General features: G+C 60.9%; 15 protein-coding genes. 8 read left to right on the top strand and 7 right to left on the bottom strand.

The genetic code is table 11. The features are described 5' to 3' along the window. Positions 1-10 precede the first annotated feature (10 nt). The 8 genes from ribBA to TX24_RS28845 all read left to right on the top strand — a co-directional run bounded on the left by ribBA (position 11) and on the right by TX24_RS28845 (position 5,958). Positions 11-1,102 carry a bifunctional 3,4-dihydroxy-2-butanone-4-phosphate synthase/GTP cyclohydrolase II gene (gene ribBA / locus TX24_RS28810; RefSeq protein WP_003194579.1) on the top strand — a complete coding sequence of 364 codons (1,092 nt, stop codon included), beginning with the start codon at positions 11-13 and terminating at the stop codon, positions 1,100-1,102. A gap of 88 nt (positions 1,103-1,190) precedes the next feature. Then, positions 1,191-1,667, top strand: coding sequence for a 6,7-dimethyl-8-ribityllumazine synthase (ribH, locus tag TX24_RS28815; protein ID WP_003194576.1), 477 nt, complete (start codon positions 1,191-1,193; stop codon positions 1,665-1,667). Beyond that, positions 1,664-2,164 carry a transcription antitermination factor NusB gene (gene nusB / locus TX24_RS28820; RefSeq protein ID WP_014720126.1) on the top strand — a complete coding sequence of 167 codons (501 nt, stop codon included), beginning with the start codon at positions 1,664-1,666 and terminating at the stop codon, positions 2,162-2,164. Before ribH ends, nusB begins: the two co-directional genes overlap by 4 nt. Before the next feature lie 18 nt (positions 2,165-2,182). Further along, complete coding sequence (gene thiL / locus TX24_RS28825) at positions 2,183-3,148, top strand: thiamine-phosphate kinase (protein ID WP_057711943.1); 966 nt, start codon at positions 2,183-2,185, stop codon at positions 3,146-3,148. A gap of 54 nt (positions 3,149-3,202) precedes the next feature. Continuing rightward, positions 3,203-3,925, top strand: a complete 723-nt coding sequence (locus TX24_RS28830) for a substrate-binding periplasmic protein (RefSeq protein WP_056785241.1) — start codon at positions 3,203-3,205, stop codon at positions 3,923-3,925. A 217-nt stretch (positions 3,926-4,142) separates the two neighbouring features. Further along, entirely contained in the window at positions 4,143-4,760 is a 618-nt protein-coding gene (gene ribA, locus TX24_RS28835; RefSeq protein ID WP_003194569.1) for a GTP cyclohydrolase II, read from the top strand. After that, positions 4,757-5,176 carry a hypothetical protein gene (locus TX24_RS28840; RefSeq protein WP_057711944.1) on the top strand — a complete coding sequence of 140 codons (420 nt, stop codon included), beginning with the start codon at positions 4,757-4,759 and terminating at the stop codon, positions 5,174-5,176. Before ribA ends, TX24_RS28840 begins: the two co-directional genes overlap by 4 nt. Next, on the top strand, positions 5,173-5,958 hold the full coding sequence (locus tag TX24_RS28845) for a cobalamin-binding protein (RefSeq protein WP_057711945.1): 786 nt from the start codon (positions 5,173-5,175) through the stop codon (positions 5,956-5,958). The genes TX24_RS28840 and TX24_RS28845 overlap by 4 nt, the downstream gene beginning before the upstream one ends. 90 nt (positions 5,959-6,048) lie before the next feature. Here TX24_RS28845 and TX24_RS28850 read toward each other — a convergent pair whose 3' ends face one another. The 7 genes from TX24_RS28850 to TX24_RS28880 all read right to left on the bottom strand — a co-directional run bounded on the left by TX24_RS28850 (position 6,049) and on the right by TX24_RS28880 (position 17,551). After that, entirely contained in the window at positions 6,049-7,923 is a 1,875-nt protein-coding gene (locus tag TX24_RS28850; RefSeq protein ID WP_057711946.1) for a TonB-dependent receptor domain-containing protein, read from the bottom strand. Positions 7,924-8,060: 137 nt separating this feature from the next. Further along, positions 8,061-9,959: a 1-deoxy-D-xylulose-5-phosphate synthase gene (gene dxs / locus TX24_RS28855; protein ID WP_003194559.1), complete on the bottom strand. Its 1,899-nt coding sequence runs from the start codon at positions 9,957-9,959 to the stop codon at positions 8,061-8,063. Positions 9,960-10,069: 110 nt separating this feature from the next. Continuing rightward, complete coding sequence (ispA, locus tag TX24_RS28860) at positions 10,070-10,957, bottom strand: (2E,6E)-farnesyl diphosphate synthase (protein ID WP_057711947.1); 888 nt, start codon at positions 10,955-10,957, stop codon at positions 10,070-10,072. Then, the gene (locus TX24_RS28865) at positions 10,954-11,196 is read right to left on the bottom strand and encodes an exodeoxyribonuclease VII small subunit (RefSeq protein ID WP_003194556.1); all 243 of its coding nucleotides are present in this window, start codon (positions 11,194-11,196) and stop codon (positions 10,954-10,956) included. Before TX24_RS28865 ends, ispA begins: the two co-directional genes overlap by 4 nt. Positions 11,197-11,269: 73 nt before the next feature. Continuing rightward, positions 11,270-12,409, bottom strand: a complete 1,140-nt coding sequence (locus TX24_RS28870; protein WP_057711948.1) for a Fic family protein — start codon at positions 12,407-12,409, stop codon at positions 11,270-11,272. 137 nt (positions 12,410-12,546) lie between these two features. Next, positions 12,547-12,960, bottom strand: a complete 414-nt coding sequence (locus tag TX24_RS28875; protein ID WP_057711949.1) for a hypothetical protein — start codon at positions 12,958-12,960, stop codon at positions 12,547-12,549. Continuing rightward, positions 12,917-17,551, bottom strand: a complete 4,635-nt coding sequence (locus TX24_RS28880; protein ID WP_057711950.1) for an RHS repeat-associated core domain-containing protein — start codon at positions 17,549-17,551, stop codon at positions 12,917-12,919. The genes TX24_RS28875 and TX24_RS28880 overlap by 44 nt, the downstream gene beginning before the upstream one ends. Positions 17,552-17,660 lie beyond the last annotated feature (109 nt).

Genomic DNA, 17,660 nt, shown 5'->3' on the forward strand with positions numbered 1-17,660 from the left:
GGGGTGCCGCGTGGCGCTCAATAGCATCGAAGAACTGGTTGAAGACATCCGCCAAGGCAAGATGGTCATCCTCATGGATGACGAAGATCGCGAGAACGAAGGCGATATCATCATGGCCGCCGAGGCGTGCAAGCCCGAGCACATCAACTTCATGGCCAAGCACGCCCGTGGGCTGATCTGCATGCCCATGAGCCGCGAACGCTGCGAATTGCTCAAGCTGCCCCTGATGGCGCCGCGCAATGGCTCGGGTTTTGGCACCAAGTTCACCGTATCCATTGAAGCCACCACGGGCGTCACCACCGGCATTTCCGCCGCTGACCGCGCCCGCACCGTGCAAGCCGCCGCTGCGAAAGACGCCAAGGCCGAAGATATCGTCAGCCCGGGTCACATCTTCCCGCTGATGGCCCAGCCGGGCGGTACCCTGGCCCGTGCCGGCCACACCGAAGCCGCCTGCGATTTGGCGCGCATGGCCGGTTTCGAGCCAAGCGGGGTGATCTGCGAAGTGATGAACGATGATGGCACCATGGCCCGTCGGACTGAACTCGAAGCCTTTGCCGCCGAACACAACCTCAAGATCGGTACCATCGCCGACCTGATTCACTACCGCATGATCCACGAACGTACCGTTCAGCGGATTGCCGAGCAGCCACTGGACAGCGAACTGGGCCAATTCAATTTGGTGACCTACCGTGATTCAGTGGAAGGCGACGTGCACATGGCCCTGACCCTGGGCAACATTTGCGCCGAAGAACCGACCCTGGTACGCGTGCACAACATGGACCCCCTGCGTGACCTGTTGATGGTCAAGCAGCCGGGCCGCTGGAGCCTGCGCGCCGCCATGGCTGCGGTTTCCGAGGCGGGCAGCGGTGTGGTGCTGTTGCTCGGTCACCCGCTGGACGGCGATGTATTGCTGGCACATATCCGCGAAACTGCTGATGCCGTGCCGGTGAAAAAGCCGACCACCTACAGCATCGTCGGTGCCGGTTCGCAGATCCTGCGCGACCTGGGTGTGCGCAAAATGCGCCTGATGAGCGCACCGATGAAATTTAATGCGATATCCGGATTCGACCTGGAAGTTGTAGAATACGTGCCCTCCGAATAAAGGCCGGCGATTCTTGCCCCTTGTTCGCGGTTAAATCATCACTGAGGGACGCACTTTTCGCGTCCCGGCTCTTTAAGAGATTTGTCGAATGACCCTGAAGACCATCGAAGGTACCTTCATCGCCCCCAAAGGCCGCTATGCCCTGGTGGTTGGCCGCTTCAACAGCTTCGTGGTTGAAAGCCTGGTAAGCGGTGCGGTTGACGCCCTGGTTCGCCACGGTGTGAGCGAGAGCGATATCACCCTTATCCGCGCGCCTGGCGCCTTCGAAATTCCACTGGTTGCGCAAAAAGTTGCTCAGCAGGGTGAATACGCGGCGATCATCGCCCTGGGCGCGGTGATTCGTGGCGGTACCCCGCACTTCGAATACGTGGCCGGCGAATGCACCAAGGGCCTGGCCCAGGTGTCCATGGAGTTCGGCGTACCAGTCGCTTTCGGCGTACTGACCGTGGATTCCATCGAGCAAGCCATCGAGCGTTCCGGCACCAAGGCCGGTAACAAAGGCGCCGAAGCTGCCTTGTCCGCCCTGGAAATGGTCAGCCTGCTGTCGCAGTTGGAGGCCAAGTGATTTCCGACGAAAGCGATCAGTTCAACCCTCAGGACCCGCGTCCTGCCGATGCGGGCAAGCCGTCCAAGAGCGAGAAGCGTCGCAAGGCGCGTCAACTTGCGACCCAGGCGCTGTACCAGCGTCACCTGGCAGGCGCTTCGCTGAACGAAATCGAGGCACAGTTTCGCGTCGATAACGATTTCACCTTCGCCGACCAGAGCTACTTCCACGACATCCTTCATGGTGTGCACGCCAACCTGACCGAGATCGACACAGCCCTGGCGCCTTGCCTGGACCTGACCATCGAAGAACTCGACCCGGTTGAACTGTGCGTGATGCGTCTGTCCACCTGGGAGCTGCTCAAGCGCGTCGACGTGCCGTACCGCGTCGTGATCAACGAAGGCATCGAACTGGCGAAAGTCTACGGTTCGACCGACGGCCACAAATTCGTCAACGGCGTGCTCGACAAGCTGGCCCCGCGCCTGCGTGAAGCCGAAGTGAAGGAACACAAGCGCTAATCTGCGCTTGAATCTTCAATGGGTGAGTTTGAGCTGATCCGCACCTACTTCGCCGCTGCGCCCTGTGCGCAAGGCGGCGAAGGCATTGCCCTGGGGATCGGCGACGACTGCGCCTTGCTGGCGCTTCCCGCTGGGGAGCAACTGGCAGTCTCTACCGATACGCTGGTAGCAGGGGTGCATTTTGCCGATCCCTGTGACCCGTTCCTGCTCGGCCAGCGCTCGCTGGCCGTGGCGGTGAGCGACCTGGCCGCCATGGGCGCCCACCCCCTCGCCTTTACCCTTGCCCTGACCACGCCGAGCGTCGAAGCCGATTGGTTGCAACGCTATGCCCAAGGCTTGAACGCCATGGCGCAAAGCTGCGGCGTAGGCTTGGTGGGCGGCGATACCACCCGTGGGCCGCTGAGCCTCACCCTGACCGTGTTCGGCCGCGTGCCGGCTGGCCAGGCCTTGACGCGCAGCGGTGCTCAGCCGGGTGATTTGCTGTGTGTCGGCGGCGAGCTGGGCAATGCCGCGGGCGCCTTGCCGCTGGTAGTGGGGCAGCGCACGGCTGACGCAGCAATCGCCGAGCCGCTGCTGGCGCATTACTGGTCGCCGCAACCGCAGCTGGCCCTGGGGCTGGCATTGCGGGGCAAGGCGACTGCGGCCATGGATATCTCCGATGGGCTGCTGGCCGATTGCGGGCATATCGCCAAGGCGTCAGCGGTGCGCCTGGTGGTTGAGCGCCACCGGTTGCCGTTGTCTGCGGCCTTGCTGGCGTTTGTCGGCGAAGACCAGGCTCGCGTGGCGGCGTTGAGTGGGGGCGACGACTATGTGCTTGCGTTCACCTTGCCACCGTCCGAGTTAGCGCCGTTGCAGGCCGCTGGCTGGCCAGTGCATGTGGTCGGCCGAGTCGAAGCGGGGCAGGGCGTGACGCTGCTCGACGGCGACGGCCAGGACATCACCCCGGCTGTGCGCGGCTACCAGCATTTTCGCCAGACGCCCTAAGCCGGCGCTCTGCGCTACCCTTTATACGATTATCCCGAGTAAGAGGCCGTGACCATGGCTGCATGCCGCTGGCTGCTGATCGTGCTGTGTACCTTCGCTTCCCTGGCCCAGGCGAGCACTCCCGTGCCCGGCAAAATCGTGCTGGCCAGTGAGGAATGGAACGACTACACCAACAAAGATGGCAGCGGCCTGGCCTGGGATGTGTTGCGCCAAGTCTTTGAACCGGCTGGCATCACCGTGCACACCCGCAGCGTGCCCTACACCCGCTCGATTGGCCTGGCCCAGCGTGGTGAAGTGGATGGGTGTGTCGGCACCTATCGCGAGGAGGCCAGTGGTGTGCTGTACCCGCGCTGGAACTTCGACGCCGATCACGTCTACGCCCTCGGGCTGGCCACTGCACCCACGCCGACGTTGGCGACCCTGGGCAAGTACCGCCTGGCCTGGGTGCGTGGTTACAAGTACGAGGGTTACCTGCCCAATGTGCAGCGCTTTAACCAGATCGAGCGGCGCAGCGGCATTCTGCCGATGCTGCAACACGGTCGCGCCGATTTTTATATCGATGCCCTTACCGAAGCCAAATACGTGCTCAGCCAGGCGCAAGACCCGGCGCTATTCAAACTCACCCATATCGCTGAACTACCGCTCTACGTAGCCTTCGCCGACACCGAGCGCGGCAGGGCATTGATGGCCGTGTATGACCAGCGCTTGGCCAGCCTGGTCAAGACCGGAGAGCTGAAAGCGATTTTCGACCGCTGGAAACAACCCTACCCCCTGTAGGAGCGAGCTTGCTCGCGAAAAACTCATAAACGCCGCGCTCACCCAGGATACCGCGTCATCGTTGACCACTTTCGCGAGCAAGCTCGCGCCTACATAGAATCAATCCAAAGGCCAATCGAACCTATTGATCTTTATCAGCGATAATTCAGCTTAAGCGTCTGTAGGAACGTGCTGTTACAATGCCCGCCTCTGTGAAATCTGAAATCAGGAGCACACGGTGCCCGTCGTTTTCGTCGCCGCTTCCAAGCTGCCTACCCCTTTTGCCACGTTCACCATGAACGGCTTTCTTGAAGAAGCCACCGGGCGCGAGCACGTTGTGCTCAGCCTCGGTGACATCACCGATGGTGAGCCGGTGCTGGGGCGTGTGCATTCCGAGTGCCTGACCGGCGATGCGCTGTTCAGCCAGCGCTGTGACTGCGGCTCGCAACTGGAGGCCGCACTGCAGGCCATCGCCCGTGAAGGCCGTGGCGTGTTGCTGTACTTGCGTCAGGAAGGCCGCGGCATTGGCCTGTTGAACAAGATCCGCGCCTACGAACTGCAAGACGGCGGCGCCGATACCGTGGAGGCCAACGAGCGTCTGGGCTTTGCTGCTGACCAGCGCGACTACGCCATCTGCCTGCCGATGCTCGAGCACCTCGGGGTCAAATCCCTGCGCCTGATGACCAACAACCCCCGCAAGGTCAAAGCCTTGACCGAGATGGGCATCACCGTGGCCGAGCGCGTGCCGCTGCACACCGGGCACAACCCGCACAACAAACTCTACCTGGCCACCAAAGCCAGCAAGCTCGACCACATGATGGGCAACGAGCACCAGGGCGAGGTCGACCGCGCGTGACCCGTGGCCAGGTGAAACGGCGTCTGTCCTTCAATTGGTGGCAGTACCTGGCCCTGGCATTGCTGCCTTTGTTTGTGATCAACCTGCTATTTGGTCGTGCTGAATCCTTGTTGCCCGTCTTGGCCATGCCGTTTTTCATCGCCGGCGTGGCCTCGATGTTTCTCAGCCTGCGTTATTTTCATGCTTATAAACACGCACTGATCGCCACCTCCAAAGCCCTTGATACTGCTGAAGAGCCCGCAGCCTGGATCACCCTGGCGGCGCGACGGCGCACGGCCTTGCTGGTGGCCGCGCTGCCTGCCTGGATCGGTGCGCTGGCGGTATTCGTCGGCCTGGAGGCGGTGCCGCTGTTTCTGTTGGCGTTGTCGACGCTGGTGCTGTTATACCTCTATCGCATACCGCGTCAGTTGGGATGAAGCGCTACTGGCTGGCGCTGCTGCTGGTATTCAGTGCCCAGGGCTGGGCGGTCGAGCGAGTTGTCAGCCTGGCGCCGTCACTGTCTGAAATCGTGCTTGAACTGGGCGCCGACGACTTGCTGGTTGGCGTACTTGATGGTGGTGAGCGCCCGGTGGCGTTGGCGAAGGTGCCCTCGGTCGGGCATTACGGCCAGTTGGACATGGAGCGCCTGCTCAGCCTCAAACCCGACCTGATCCTGCTGTGGCCTGGCAGTGTTGGCCCGGCCCAGCGCGAGCAGCTCCAGCGGTTGAATATCCCGGTGTACGTCGCCGAACCCCATAGCCTTGAACAACTGACCACGCAGGTGCAGGCCATTGCCGAGCAATTGGGCCGCGCTGAGGCAGGGCATCAGCTCGCGGCACAATTGCGCCAGCGCTTGGCCGAATTACGCCAGCGCTACCAACGGGCTGAGCCGCTGCGGGTGTTCTACCAAGTGTGGAACCAGCCGCTGTACACCGTGGGCGGTGGGCAGATCATCAGCGATGCCCTCAGTGTGTGCGGGGCGCGCAATGTGTTTGATGACCTGAAGTTGCCGGCGCCGCAGGTGAATATCGAGTCGGTGCTGGGGCGTGATCCGGAGGTGATCCTGGTGGGGGATCAGGCTCAGAAGGACGCTTGGAAGGCATGGCCAATGATGGCTGCTCGGGTACGGTTAGTGCCGGACAAGGGCCTGGAGCGGCCGAGTGGGCAGATGTTGGAGGCGGTGGGGCGGTTGTGTCAGGTTTTATCACCTAACCTGTGAAACCGCTATCGCAGGCAAGCCAGCTCCCACAGGGGAATGCATTTCAATTGTGGGAGCTGGCTTGCCTGCGATGACATCGGTGCAGGCCCCTCAGAACTCAGGTGTCCATGTCAGCCCAACCATCCACACCCGACCTGCTTCACGATAATTCTGGCTTTCCCCGAGGTAGCTGTACTTCGCCCGTGCATAAGACTTGTCCAGCACGTTATCCACCTTCAGCGACAACGACACCTCCCGGTTCAACGCCCAACTACTGCGCAGCCCCAACAAAGCATAACCGCCCAGACGGTTGCGGTTGGCTTCATCGTCGTAGCTGCTGCTGATCGCCTGCCAGCTGGCGCCGAGACCGAGCTGATCAAATTGTCGGTCCAGATCCAGGTTCACCGTGCGCCGTGCGCGACGTGCCAGGGTGTGGCCGCTGTCACGGTCACGCGGGTCGATAAGCGACAGGCCCAGGTTGCCCTGCCAGCCAAACAGTTCCTGCTTGAGCGCCGCTTCAAAGCCGTTGATCCGCGCCGCCGCCACGTTTTGCGGCTTGCCAGCGTCAAGGATGATCGCGTCGCTCAGATCAGTGCGATACAGCGAGGCTTCCAGGCGTGCGCTGTCGGTCAGTTGGCTGCGCCATTGTAGTTCGTAGCTCTTTGAGGTCTCAGGCTGCAGATTGGGGTTGCTGTACTGCGTGTCGGGGTAATAGAGGTCATTGAAGGTCGGCGCGCGGAAGCCTTCGCTGTAGCTCAGGAGCAGGTCATTGTCAGGGTTGACCGGCACGGTCAGGGTGCCGCTCCAACTGTTCTGGCCGCCGAACTGCTGGTTCTGGTCGCGGCGCAGGCCCAGCTCGGTGGAAAACCACTGGCTCTTGAAACGGTGCTGCACAAAGGCCGCCCGGTTCCAGCGGCTGTTCTCGGTAAAGGTGGTGGAACCGTGGAAACGGTCTTCGTACCAATCGCCGCCGACGATCAGGCTGTTTTGCTCATCCAGGGTCAGGTCGTTCTGCCAATTGACCGAGTCGCGGTAGGTGTTGAATGCACTGTAATCATCGCTGAGGGTATCGCGCTTGGTGTCGCGGTTTTCACTGTGGCCCAGCTCCAGGCGCGACTGCCAGCTGTCATTGAGCTTGGCATCGACATAGCCGCTGGCGCTGCTCACGGTGTAGTCGGTGTAGGGTTTCTGGCCGAGGCTCTGCCCGGTGGCACCGTCGTAGCGGCCATAACTGTTGTCATACTCCGACTTGCCACGGTTATCCAACAGGTTGAAGCCCGCCTCCAGCTCATCGCTGAACGAATGGCTGAGGTTCAGGCTGATCGACTGATTGCGGTAGGCATCATGGTCGCCATCACTGGGAAACGACGCGTGGCTCGCGTTGATACCGGCAGTTTCATCCAGGCTCGCGCCCAGGTTGAAACGCGTGTGTTCATCGCCGCCCGACAGGCCCAGGCTGCGCTCCCAGGTCTGGTTGCTGCCAAACCCCAGTTTCAAGCGCGGCTGCAAGCCTTGCTCGGCATTGCGCCGGGTGAACACCTGAATCACCCCGCCAATCGCATCACTGCCGTAGATCACCGAACGTGAACCGCGCAGCACTTCCACCCGTTCAATCTGATCGACGTTGAGGTATTGCAAGCCGCTGTCGCCGGAGGTGGTGTTGGCGATGCGTTGGCCGTCCACCAGCACCAGGCTCTGCGCCGACTTGGTGCCGCGAATAAAAATCCCCGGCAAACTGCCACGCCCACCGGTTGGCGCAACTTGCACGCCCGGCACGCGGCTGAGCAGGTCGGTGACGCTGGTGGGTTGCAGGCGGTCGATGTCCGCGCGGGTGAATACAGTGTTGGCGGCGCTGCTGTCGTTACGCGCCTGGACTTGGCGGTTGGCGCTGATAACCACGTCGGAGAGCTTCAGGGCCTGGTCGCGGGTGTCGGCGAGTAGGTCGGCGCAGGGGAGCAGTAGCAGGGCAAGGCACAGGCGTTTCATGGGCTGTCCATAGCATTCGAATGTCATGCAAAACCACTGTGGGAGCTGGCTTGCCTGCGATAGCGGTGTATCTGACACATTGTTAGCGAATGTGCCGCCGTCATCGCAGGCAAGCCAGCTCCCACATTTTGGGCTGATTACAGATTTAGTAGCGCCAGGCGCTCGCGGACAGACGCCTCGATACCCGCCTCATCCAGCCCGCACTCAGCCAGCATCTGCGCCGGCTTGGCGTGTTCGACGTACACATCCGGCAAGCCCAGATGCAGCACCGACTTGAGGATATTCTCCCGCGCCAGGAACTCGCTGACCGCCGCACCGGCGCCGCCCATGATGGCGTTTTCTTCGACGGTCACCAGCAGCTCATGGCCAGCGGCGATCTCGCGTACCAACGCTTCATCCAGTGGCTTGACGAACCGCATGTCGACCACGGTGGCGTCGATCTTCTCGGCGACTTTCAAGGCTTCGGCCAGTTGCACGCCAAACACCAGGAACGCAGTTTTGCTGCCTTGGCGACGCACAATGCCTTTACCGATTTCAATCGGCTCCAGGTCTTTTTCGATCACGGCGTTGGGGCCGGTGCCGCGTGGGTAGCGCACAGCGGCCGGGCCGTTGTACAGGTGGCCGGTGCTGAGCATCTTGCGCAGTTCGTTTTCGTCGCTCGGTGTCATCACCAGCATGCCGGGGATGCAACGCAGGTACGACAGGTCGAAACTGCCGGCATGTGTCGGGCCGTCTTCGCCCACCAGGCCGGCACGGTCGATGGCGAACAGCACGTCGAGGTTCTGTACCGCTACATCGTGAACCAGCTGGTCATAACCGCGTTGCAGGAAGGTGGAGTAGATCGCCACCACCGGCTTGGCGCCTTCGCAGGCCATGCCGGCCGCGAAGGTCACGGCGTGTTGCTCGGCAATCGCCACATCGAAGTAACGCAGCGGGAAACGCTCGCTGAACGCCACCAGGTCGGAGCCTTCCTTCATCGCCGGGGTCACACCCACCAGGCGCGGGTCGGCGGCGGCCATGTCGCACAGCCATTCGCCAAACACCCCGGAATACTTCGGCCCGCTGGCCTTTTTCGGCGCGGCGGCGGGGGCATCGAGGGGTTCGAGTTTGGTGATCGCGTGGTAACCAATCGGGTCGACTTCCGCCGGAGCGAAACCTTTGCCTTTCTTGGTGACGATATGCAGGAACTGCGGGCCCTTGAGGTCGCGCATGTTGCGCAACGTGGCGATCAGGGTGGGCAGGTCGTGGCCGTCGATAGGGCCGATGTAGTTCCAGCCCAGCTCTTCGAACAGCGTGCCGGGGACCAGCATGCCCTTGGCATATTCTTCGGTGCGACGCGCGATTTCCCACGCGCCAGGCAGACGCGACAGCACTTTCTTGCTGCCTTCGCGCATGCTGGCATAGGTGCGGCTGGAGAGGATCTTCGCCAGGTAATTGGACAGGCCACCCACGTTGCGCGAAATCGACATGTCGTTGTCGTTGAGGATCACCAACATGTTGGCGTCCACTTCCGGCGCATGGTTCAGCGCTTCGAAGGCCATGCCGGCAGTCAGCGCGCCATCACCAATCACCGCAATCGCCTTGCGCTCACTGCCTTGCAGGCGGGCGGCAATCGCCATGCCCAGCGCTGCGCTGATGGAGGTGCTGGAGTGGCCGACGCCAAAGGTGTCGTACTCGCTCTCGGCACGGCGCGGGAAGGCGGCCAGGCCGTCCTTCTGGCGCAGGCTGGCCATGCGCTCGCGACGGCCGGTGAGGATTTTATGCGGATACGCCTGGTGGCCCACGTCCCACACCAGCCGGTCGTCCGGGGTGTCGAACACGTAATGCAAGGCGATGGTCAGCTCGATCACGCCCAGCCCGGCGCCAAAATGCCCACCGGTCTGGCCGACCGTGTAGAGCAATTCCAGGCGCAGCTCATCGGCCAGGGTTTCCAGCTCGGCTTCACCCAGTCGACGCAGGCCGTCCGGCGTGGCAGCACGGTCGAGCAGGGGCGTGGACGGGCGTTTGCGGGGAATCTCTTGAAACGTCGTGGGCATCAGGCGAATCGTTATAGGTATAGAAGAGGCGGCAGTTTACCTCAAGCCGTGCAAACTGCCCACGCAGAGCGCCGAACTTGGCCGATATGCGGCGCAAATGGCCGCGGCTGTCAGTGGCGACGTTCGACGATATACCGCGCCAGGTCACGCAGTGGCTCGGCCGCCGCGTCGAAAGGTCGCAGGGCGTCCAGGGCCTGGTCGCGCAGCTCGATGGCATACGCCTTGGCGGCTTGCAGCCCGAGCAACGCAGGATAAGTCGGCTTGTCCCGTGCGATATCGGCGCCTTGGCGTTTACCGAGGGTGGCGGTGTCACTTTCCACGTCGAGAATATCGTCCTGCACCTGGAAGGCCAGGCCGATCGCGCGGGAATAGGTGTGCAGGGCCGCCAAGTGCTCGGCGTCGGCGCGGCCACTGGCCAAGGCGCCTAGATGCACGGCCGCTTCAATCAGCGCTCCGGTTTTGTGGCGGTGCATGTGCTCGAGGGCTTTTTGATCCAGCTTGAGGCTGACCGAGCCCATGTCGATGGCTTGCCCGCCAACCATGCCCGCCGGGCCTGCGGCGTGGGCCAAGGCGGTGACCATGCGCAGGCGGATCTCGGCGTTGACGCTGCTCAAGCGCGGGTCCAGCAATGCGCTGAACGCCAGGCTCTGCAAGCCGTCACCGGCCAGGATCGCATAGGCTTCATCAAAGGCTTTGTGGGTCGTGGGCTGGCCGCGACGCAAATCGTCGTCGTCCATTGCCGGTAAGTCGTCATGCACCAGGGAATAGGCGTGGATCAGCTCCACCGCGCAGGCGGCACCATTGGCTTCTTCGGCAGGCGCGCCCAGGGCTTCACACGCCGCATAGGCCAGCAACGGCCGCACACGCTTGCCACCATTCATGACGCTGTAGCGCATGGCTTCATAGAGGCGAGTCATTTCCGGGCTTGGCGCAACAAACAAGGGCTCCAGCGCCGCATTCACCCGGGCTTGGCTACTGGCCTGATACGCGCTGATCATTCCGGCTGTTCCGCATCGAAAGGTTCTTCGGCCAACTCGCCGTCACGCTCGAGCAACACCTGGACCTTCTGCTCTGCCTGCGCCAGCGCGCTCTGACAGTCGCGGGTCAGGCCGATGCCTTGCTCAAACGCCGTCAACGAGTCTTCCAGCGACAACTCGCCGTTCTCCAGACGCTCGACCAAAGCTTGCAGGTCGGCGAGGGATTGTTCGAAATCGAGTGCAACTTTTTTGCGGGCCATGGCGGCAATTCCGGTAGACGGTAAACCGGCGCGACACTAGCAGACATGGGGGATTGGGGCAAATGAGTGGGGGTTACTCGTAAGGGGGATTGACGTGATAACGCGTACTGCGGCCACCCCCGGGGAGGCGCACCAGGCAGTTTTTCTCCAGCAGGTCTGCCAGGTGCCGCGTCGCAGTGGCCTTGGACACTTTGGCCACCGCTTGGTATTGCGCGGCGCTGATGCCCTGTTCGAAGCCCCGCTCACCACCCTCGAGCAGGCGATTGAGTACCTTGACTTGCTCGACGCAGAGCGAGACGCCACGGTGCTGCTGCCAGAACCGGCTTTTGGCCAACACCCGGTCTATCCGTGTCATCGCCTGTTGCAGGCTGCGCAACAGGGTTTTAAGAAACCATTCCAGCCAGTCGGTGATATCCAGCGTGGCCTTTTGACTGGACTCCAAGGCGGTGTGGTAACCGGCCCGGTCCTCCAGGATGCTGGCCGACATGGCGTAAAAGCGAATGGCGTGGTGTTCGCCTTGGGCCAAGGCCAAGTCAGTGATGGCGCGCGTCACGCGACCATTGCCGTCATCGAAAGGATGCAAGGTGATGAACCAGAAGTGCGCAACACCTGCACGAACCAATGGATCCAGTTCAGGTTGATTGCGACTGGTTTCGAACCACTCCAGGAAATCCTCCACAGCGTGCTCCAGGCCGTGACGTGGCGGCGCCTCAAAATACACGGTTGGCCGATCAAGCCTGCCCGACACCACCTGCATCGGCTCATTGCCCCTCAATGCGCCGACGCTGAGCTCGCGTGTGGCAAAGCCTGCCTCAGGCTCTGGGAACAACAAATGGTGCCAATTCATCAGGCGCGCGAGGGTGAACGGCTGCGCAAATTGCTCGGTGGCATCCATCATCAGATCGGCCAGCCCTTCACTGCGGCGGCTGACCTGGCCGTCCTTCGTGGCTTCCAAACCCATTCGTCGTGCCAGGGAGGAGCGCACCGAACCAACGTTCAACTGCTCACCCTCGATGGCCGAAGAGGTCAGGATATTTTGCAGCAGGGCATCCAATTCATTCTGCGCGCTGACTGCCTGGGTGACAGAACCCAGCATGCCCAGTAGCTTGCCTTGGGCCTGCCCACACTCGCGCAGCAAGGCCGCCAGCCGCCCAGGCTGCCAGTGAAAATGAGGCCAGTCGGTGTGTTGCCAGATCCAGTTCGGATGATCCATGGATGAGTGCCTGGGTGCGTGAGCCGAATAGAGGGTCTATTCGGCTCATTTTGTGAGCCGATTGTGCTGGGTATTCGGCTCATCGTCTAGGAGGCACCGAGCCAAAGAATTCGTTTTCATGCGGGCTCGCTTGATGATCAACGAAAGCTGACGTCGATTCTGTCGACTTTTAGTTTTATGAAATGCTCGTTATATTCAGGGTGGTCATAGTGTATATCCTCATCGTTTAATGAGGCGAAGCTGTGAAACTGTGTGTCGCATAGGTTTCCATAAAGCAGGTAGGCGTAGCCGGGGCTTATCTTTTCAATCAATGGTGCTCTCGGTTCGACCTTCTCGATCTCATAATCGTCAGATAGATTCATTGTCAGCTCGACGTTGTAGGTCTTTCCGATCTCTATGTCATATGGGCAGTAGCTGATGAAGCAATTTATGATGGTTCCTTCAATGAGCAGAGTTATGTCTTCCTCTATATGCTCATTGAGTGCTAACACCTGTGCTTTTATATAGCTATTTTCTGTATGGTCTAATGGTTTTGTCAGAGGGGTCGCCATTTATCATCCTCCAGAAGTCTTTTCCGCTTTTTGCATGCAACGTCGTAATATGACCGCTTGTATTCGTTCCCGCAAACGCAAATTTTGCTTGCCCTGTTCTATTTGTTCCCATTAGTAAAACGTATCCGGTTGTTGGGGTGTTTCTATACGAATAATGAACCGGCGTGCCTTCATTTATTACATGTTGTGCGGTGAGTAAGTATTCGTGACTAGAGCCAGCGCCGAATTCAGGTCCATGCTTCTCGTAATGCTCATTTAGTTTTGACTCGCTGGCAAATGCTGTCGGACGTTGTGTTGCAGAGGGCCTATTTGGTTCGCCTGCATTGACTTTGGCATCAATCGCGGGATCCTGAGGCTCTGTTCTAGCATTGCATCCGTTTTGCCCCGGGCAATTATTCAAGCCTAACGGGTCTACCCATCCCGTCGGATTGGGCACATACCGGTACCCATTGATCCCACCCGCCAACTTCACCGGATCCGGCGTCAGATAGCGACCAATATCCGGATTGTAGTAGCGATGGCGGTTGTAGTGCAGGCCGCTTTCCTGATCGAAATACTGACCCTGTAAGCGCAGCGGGTTGTCGATGTTGCCTACGTCGAGCCGGGCGATCTGGCCGTAGGCGCGGTAGTGGGCGGACCAGACGATTTCGCCTTTGGTGTCGGTCAGTTCTTGCGGAGTGCCGAGGTGGTCGAGTTGGTAGTGGTAGGGCTTGGTTTCTTTTGGGCCGGAACCTTCCAACAGGGCCAAGGGGCGGAAGCTGTCGGGCTCGTAGAGGTAGCTGCGATGGCGCTCTGCATGGTGTTCGGCTATCAGCTTGTCGCCTTGCCAGAAAAACTCTGTGGTTTTGTCGTCCACGGTTTTGCTGATGCGCCGTCCAAACGGGTCGTAGCGATAGCTGGCGGTCTGGCCGTTGGGTTGGGTGATGCCGACCAACCGATGCTGGCAGTCGTAGCGGTACTCAGTGACGAGTTGCTGGCCCTTGCCGCGTCGTTCGCGGATGAGGTTGCCGAAGGCGTCGTAGTCATAGTGCCGGTCGCCCTGGATCATCAGGCGGTTGGCCGCGACGATGTCCGGGCCGGGGCGGTCTTGCATCAGCAGGTTGCCGGCCGGGTTGTGGGCGAAGCGTTCCTGTACGTCTTGCGAGTGGTCGGCGCGGGTCAGGCGATTAAGCGGGTCGTAGCGGTAAAGGTGTTCGCCTTTGCGAGTGTCGAGCAGGCGGGTGAGGTTGCCGCTTTTGTCGTAGTCGTATTGGCGTTGGTAGAGGTGGTTCTGTTGTTGGGTTACCGCGTGGGCGTGCAGGCGGTGTTGATCGTCGTAGTGGTAGTGGCTGAGCAGTTGGCCTTGCTGGCGCTGGTGTTCGCGGCTGCTCTTGAACAGATGCGAGGTAAGCACTTCACCGTTGAGTTCGACCGTGGCGAGGTGGCCGCCTTTGTCGTGGTTGAAGGTGATGCGATTGTTGTCCGGCAGGCACAGGTTTTTCAGTTGCCCGCAGGCGTCGTAGCCGTAGCGCAGGGTGCCCCAGCCTTGGTGTTCGGCGGTGAGGCGGTTTTGGCGGTCGTATTCGTAGGCCAGCGCCCAGTGGCCGTCTTCGACGCTGAGGAGGTTGCCTTGGCGGTCGTAGGCATAGTCGACAACGCTGGCATCGGGCAGGGTTTTTCTTACGAGGCGCCCGGCGTGGTCGCGCTCGTAACGGGTGATTAGCTGACTGTCATCGTCGCCGTATTCGGTTTTTTCCAGCAGGTTGCCGTTGAGGTCGTAGGCGTAGGCGGTGCGCTGGCCGTCGAAGCCGGTTTCCTGGCGGATCAGGCCATTGGGGTGGTAGTCGAGTTGGTAGGTTTCGCCGGTTTCGTTTTCGATCTCGGTGAGCAGCAGCCGGGCGTTGTCGTAGCGGTACTTGAGCTGGGTGCCATCGGCGTTGAGACGGCGGCTGATCAGGTGTAGGCCGTCTGCGTATTCGTAGCGGGTGACGTGGCCCAGTTCGTCGCGTTCGGCGATGATTTTGCCGTAGGGGTTGTAGCTGAACTCGCGGGTGGCGCCGCCTGGCAAGACGAGGCGAATCAACCTACCGACGCTGTCCCATTCATAAACGGTCTGTGCACCGTGCTCATCCTCACGGGCAACCTGTCGCCCCAAGTCGTCATAGCGATAACGCTTGATCCCACCATGGGGCAATTGCTCCTCCAGCAACTGCCCACGCTCGTTCCACACCAGCCGATGACAACTGCTGTCCGGGTACCAAATCCCCGTCAGTTGCCCATGTTTGTTGTAGCTGTAGTCAGTCGAATGGCCATCCGGGTCTGTCTTGCGGATGACATCGCCCTGGTCATTACGCTCATATTTCCAGACCGCCTCCCCACGGCGCACAACCCGTACGAAGCCATTGTCATGCTCGTAGGACGTCGGCTCATCATCCCCCGGAAACAGCGCCACCAAGCGTCCGGCATCGTCATACTGATAGGCCGTCACAGCGCCCATCGGGTCTTGCTCGACGGTCAGCCGCCCCTGATCGTCGTAGGATTTGAAATGCGTGGCGCCATCAGGATCAACGCGCTGCACCAACCGCGCCCGCTGATCATGGACATACACCTCCTGGCTACTATCGGCGTTATGCACCGTGACACGCCCGTCATCGCCCCAGGCATAACGCGTGTCCATCTGCGAAAAACTCGCCCAATGCCGAACACAGCGTGCTGCCTTGCCAGCACGTTCCCATTCCCAAAAGAAACTCGCGCCACCGGCCAGTTGCCGCTCCAGAATGACGTGCTGATCGTCATACCGATAACGCTCGCTTTCCCCGACAGCATTGGTCGCGCAGACCAGTCGTCCGTGTTCGTCATAGGCGTAGGAAACAACGTTCTGCTCGGTCTCCCACACGTAGGGCTCTCGCCCTTTGGCGCGATGCACCTGGTAGTCCACCGCGACGATGCGATCCAGCTCATAACGCAAAAGCAGCGAACGGCCCGCACCGTTATCCAGCCGCTCAATCCGCCCTGAACGATCCCGGCAAAGGCGCAGCCGGTTGTCATACGCATCGCTGATCGAGACCAGTACGCCATCGCGAAAGTGATAGAAGCGCGACGCCTGGGCCAACACCAACTCGTCAGGCGCCGAACCCAAGTAGATCGCCGCTTCCGCCAGGCTATTGGTGATCGCGGGCCGAGAGTCGGTGGGCAAGGGCAGGGCAGTCGAGCGGTTCTCATGGTCAGTCCACACCACGGAATCGCCCGACACACAAAGCCGATGGGCCAGCGCATGGCTCCAACCAAACCCCAACCCACAATCGATTTCCACCGCGCTGGTGCGGTACAGCCGCGTCCACTCAAACGGCAAGATCCCGTCCAACGCGCCATCGGTGAGGGTCAGCAATTCCTCGCCAGTGACCATCGACACCGGGCAACCGTGAGTGACCGTTTTATCCGCAGACGCCGCAGCGTCCCCCTTCGGATTTGAAGCCACGGCGGGCACATCATCCACATGCTCTTTCTGCGTCAGCACCGCGTTCTGCCGCGCCCGCCAGCGCATCTGCATCGTGCCTTGCTTCAGCCCACCCACCACCCCGCGAACCGCCACCGCTTTGTAGCGGCCCACCGCCTGCATGAACTTCGTGAGGATCGTCAGCACACCGGTCACGAAGCCCACGGCTGACTGAAGCACCCACGCACCGTACTTGACCAGGCGCATACTCAAATACGCCACGCCCGCTGCCGGCAGCGCGATGGTCAACACCACGCCAATCACCAGGTCAATCAGCAGCGACACCATAAAACCGGCGGCTGCTTGTGCGACTTCACTGGGCGGTAACGCCTCCAGCCAGATGATGGCGGTGCGCAGTAACAGGTACAGCGCCGCCTCATCACTGGCCAGCAACATCGCCTGTTCCATGACCTTGGGCGCATCAGTGGCGATTTGCGCCAACCTGGCCGCCTCGCTACCCAGTTGCTCGACGTACTTGAGCGGGTCTTCAAGCATCGCCTGCACCTGCTTGATGCTGTCCCACGCGTCACGGATCGCTGCCCAACTGCCGGCCAGCACGCCGTTGCCAATCGCGCTGGCAGTGGATTGCTGCCAGTGTGGCTTGAAGCCTTGCCACTGCTCGCGCAGCCATTGCTCCAGATCCGCTGTCAGCCCCGCATAGGAAGCAAACAAGGCGTCGACTTGCTGCGCTGAAACACCGCCCTGAACCCTCACCTGATAACGCCCGCCAGCGGCGCAGTCGTGGGAACCTTCGCCGTGCTCGTCGAGCAGGATGACCCTGGAACTGCCGTCATCCAGCCCGATCACCTCAACCGGGATATTGCCGATCGGCACGTCGTACGCTGACTCGAACCTGCTCTGGATCTTCAGCACACCACCCGCCGGACAGCGGGTCACGGTGGAAAAATCCGTATCGCCAAGACTCACCGACTGCTGCGCATCCCCAGCCCGCAACACCCGATCCATACCCAGCAACGACGGCATGTCCGCTGCATGACTGACCGTATCCAGCGCGCGTGAATACCAGGCGCCCATCTGCTGGCGGTACTCCGCCAGGCTCTGATGGAAACCATTTAGCTCGTGTTCGATAAAGTTGATGTGGGCAGGTGGGGTCATCCATGACGTCTCGTCGCAAGGCAAGGCGTCGGAGTCTGCCGCAGTAAAAAACGGCTGGATGAACGGTTGGAAAAATCAGATTGCGGCTACAACGGACGGGTAAAAGTCG

The organism is Pseudomonas lactis (assembly GCF_001439845.1).
Lineage (GTDB): Bacteria > Pseudomonadota > Gammaproteobacteria > Pseudomonadales > Pseudomonadaceae > Aquipseudomonas > Aquipseudomonas lactis.

Coding starts and splice junctions, on each gene's coding strand:
- ribH (WP_003194576.1), top strand. CDS start 1,191: ATGACCCTGAAGACCATCGAAGGTACCTTCATCGCCCCCAAAGGCCGC.
- thiL (WP_057711943.1), top strand. CDS start 2,183: ATGGGTGAGTTTGAGCTGATCCGCACCTACTTCGCCGCTGCGCCCTGT.
- TX24_RS28830 (WP_056785241.1), top strand. CDS start 3,203: ATGGCTGCATGCCGCTGGCTGCTGATCGTGCTGTGTACCTTCGCTTCC.
- TX24_RS28845 (WP_057711945.1), top strand. CDS start 5,173: ATGAAGCGCTACTGGCTGGCGCTGCTGCTGGTATTCAGTGCCCAGGGC.
- TX24_RS28850 (WP_057711946.1), bottom strand. CDS start 7,923: ATGAAACGCCTGTGCCTTGCCCTGCTACTGCTCCCCTGCGCCGACCTA.
- dxs (WP_003194559.1), bottom strand. CDS start 9,959: ATGCCCACGACGTTTCAAGAGATTCCCCGCAAACGCCCGTCCACGCCC.
- ispA (WP_057711947.1), bottom strand. CDS start 10,957: ATGATCAGCGCGTATCAGGCCAGTAGCCAAGCCCGGGTGAATGCGGCG.
- TX24_RS28865 (WP_003194556.1), bottom strand. CDS start 11,196: ATGGCCCGCAAAAAAGTTGCACTCGATTTCGAACAATCCCTCGCCGAC.
- TX24_RS28870 (WP_057711948.1), bottom strand. CDS start 12,409: ATGGATCATCCGAACTGGATCTGGCAACACACCGACTGGCCTCATTTT.
- TX24_RS28875 (WP_057711949.1), bottom strand. CDS start 12,960: ATGGCGACCCCTCTGACAAAACCATTAGACCATACAGAAAATAGCTAT.
- TX24_RS28880 (WP_057711950.1), bottom strand. CDS start 17,551: ATGACCCCACCTGCCCACATCAACTTTATCGAACACGAGCTAAATGGT.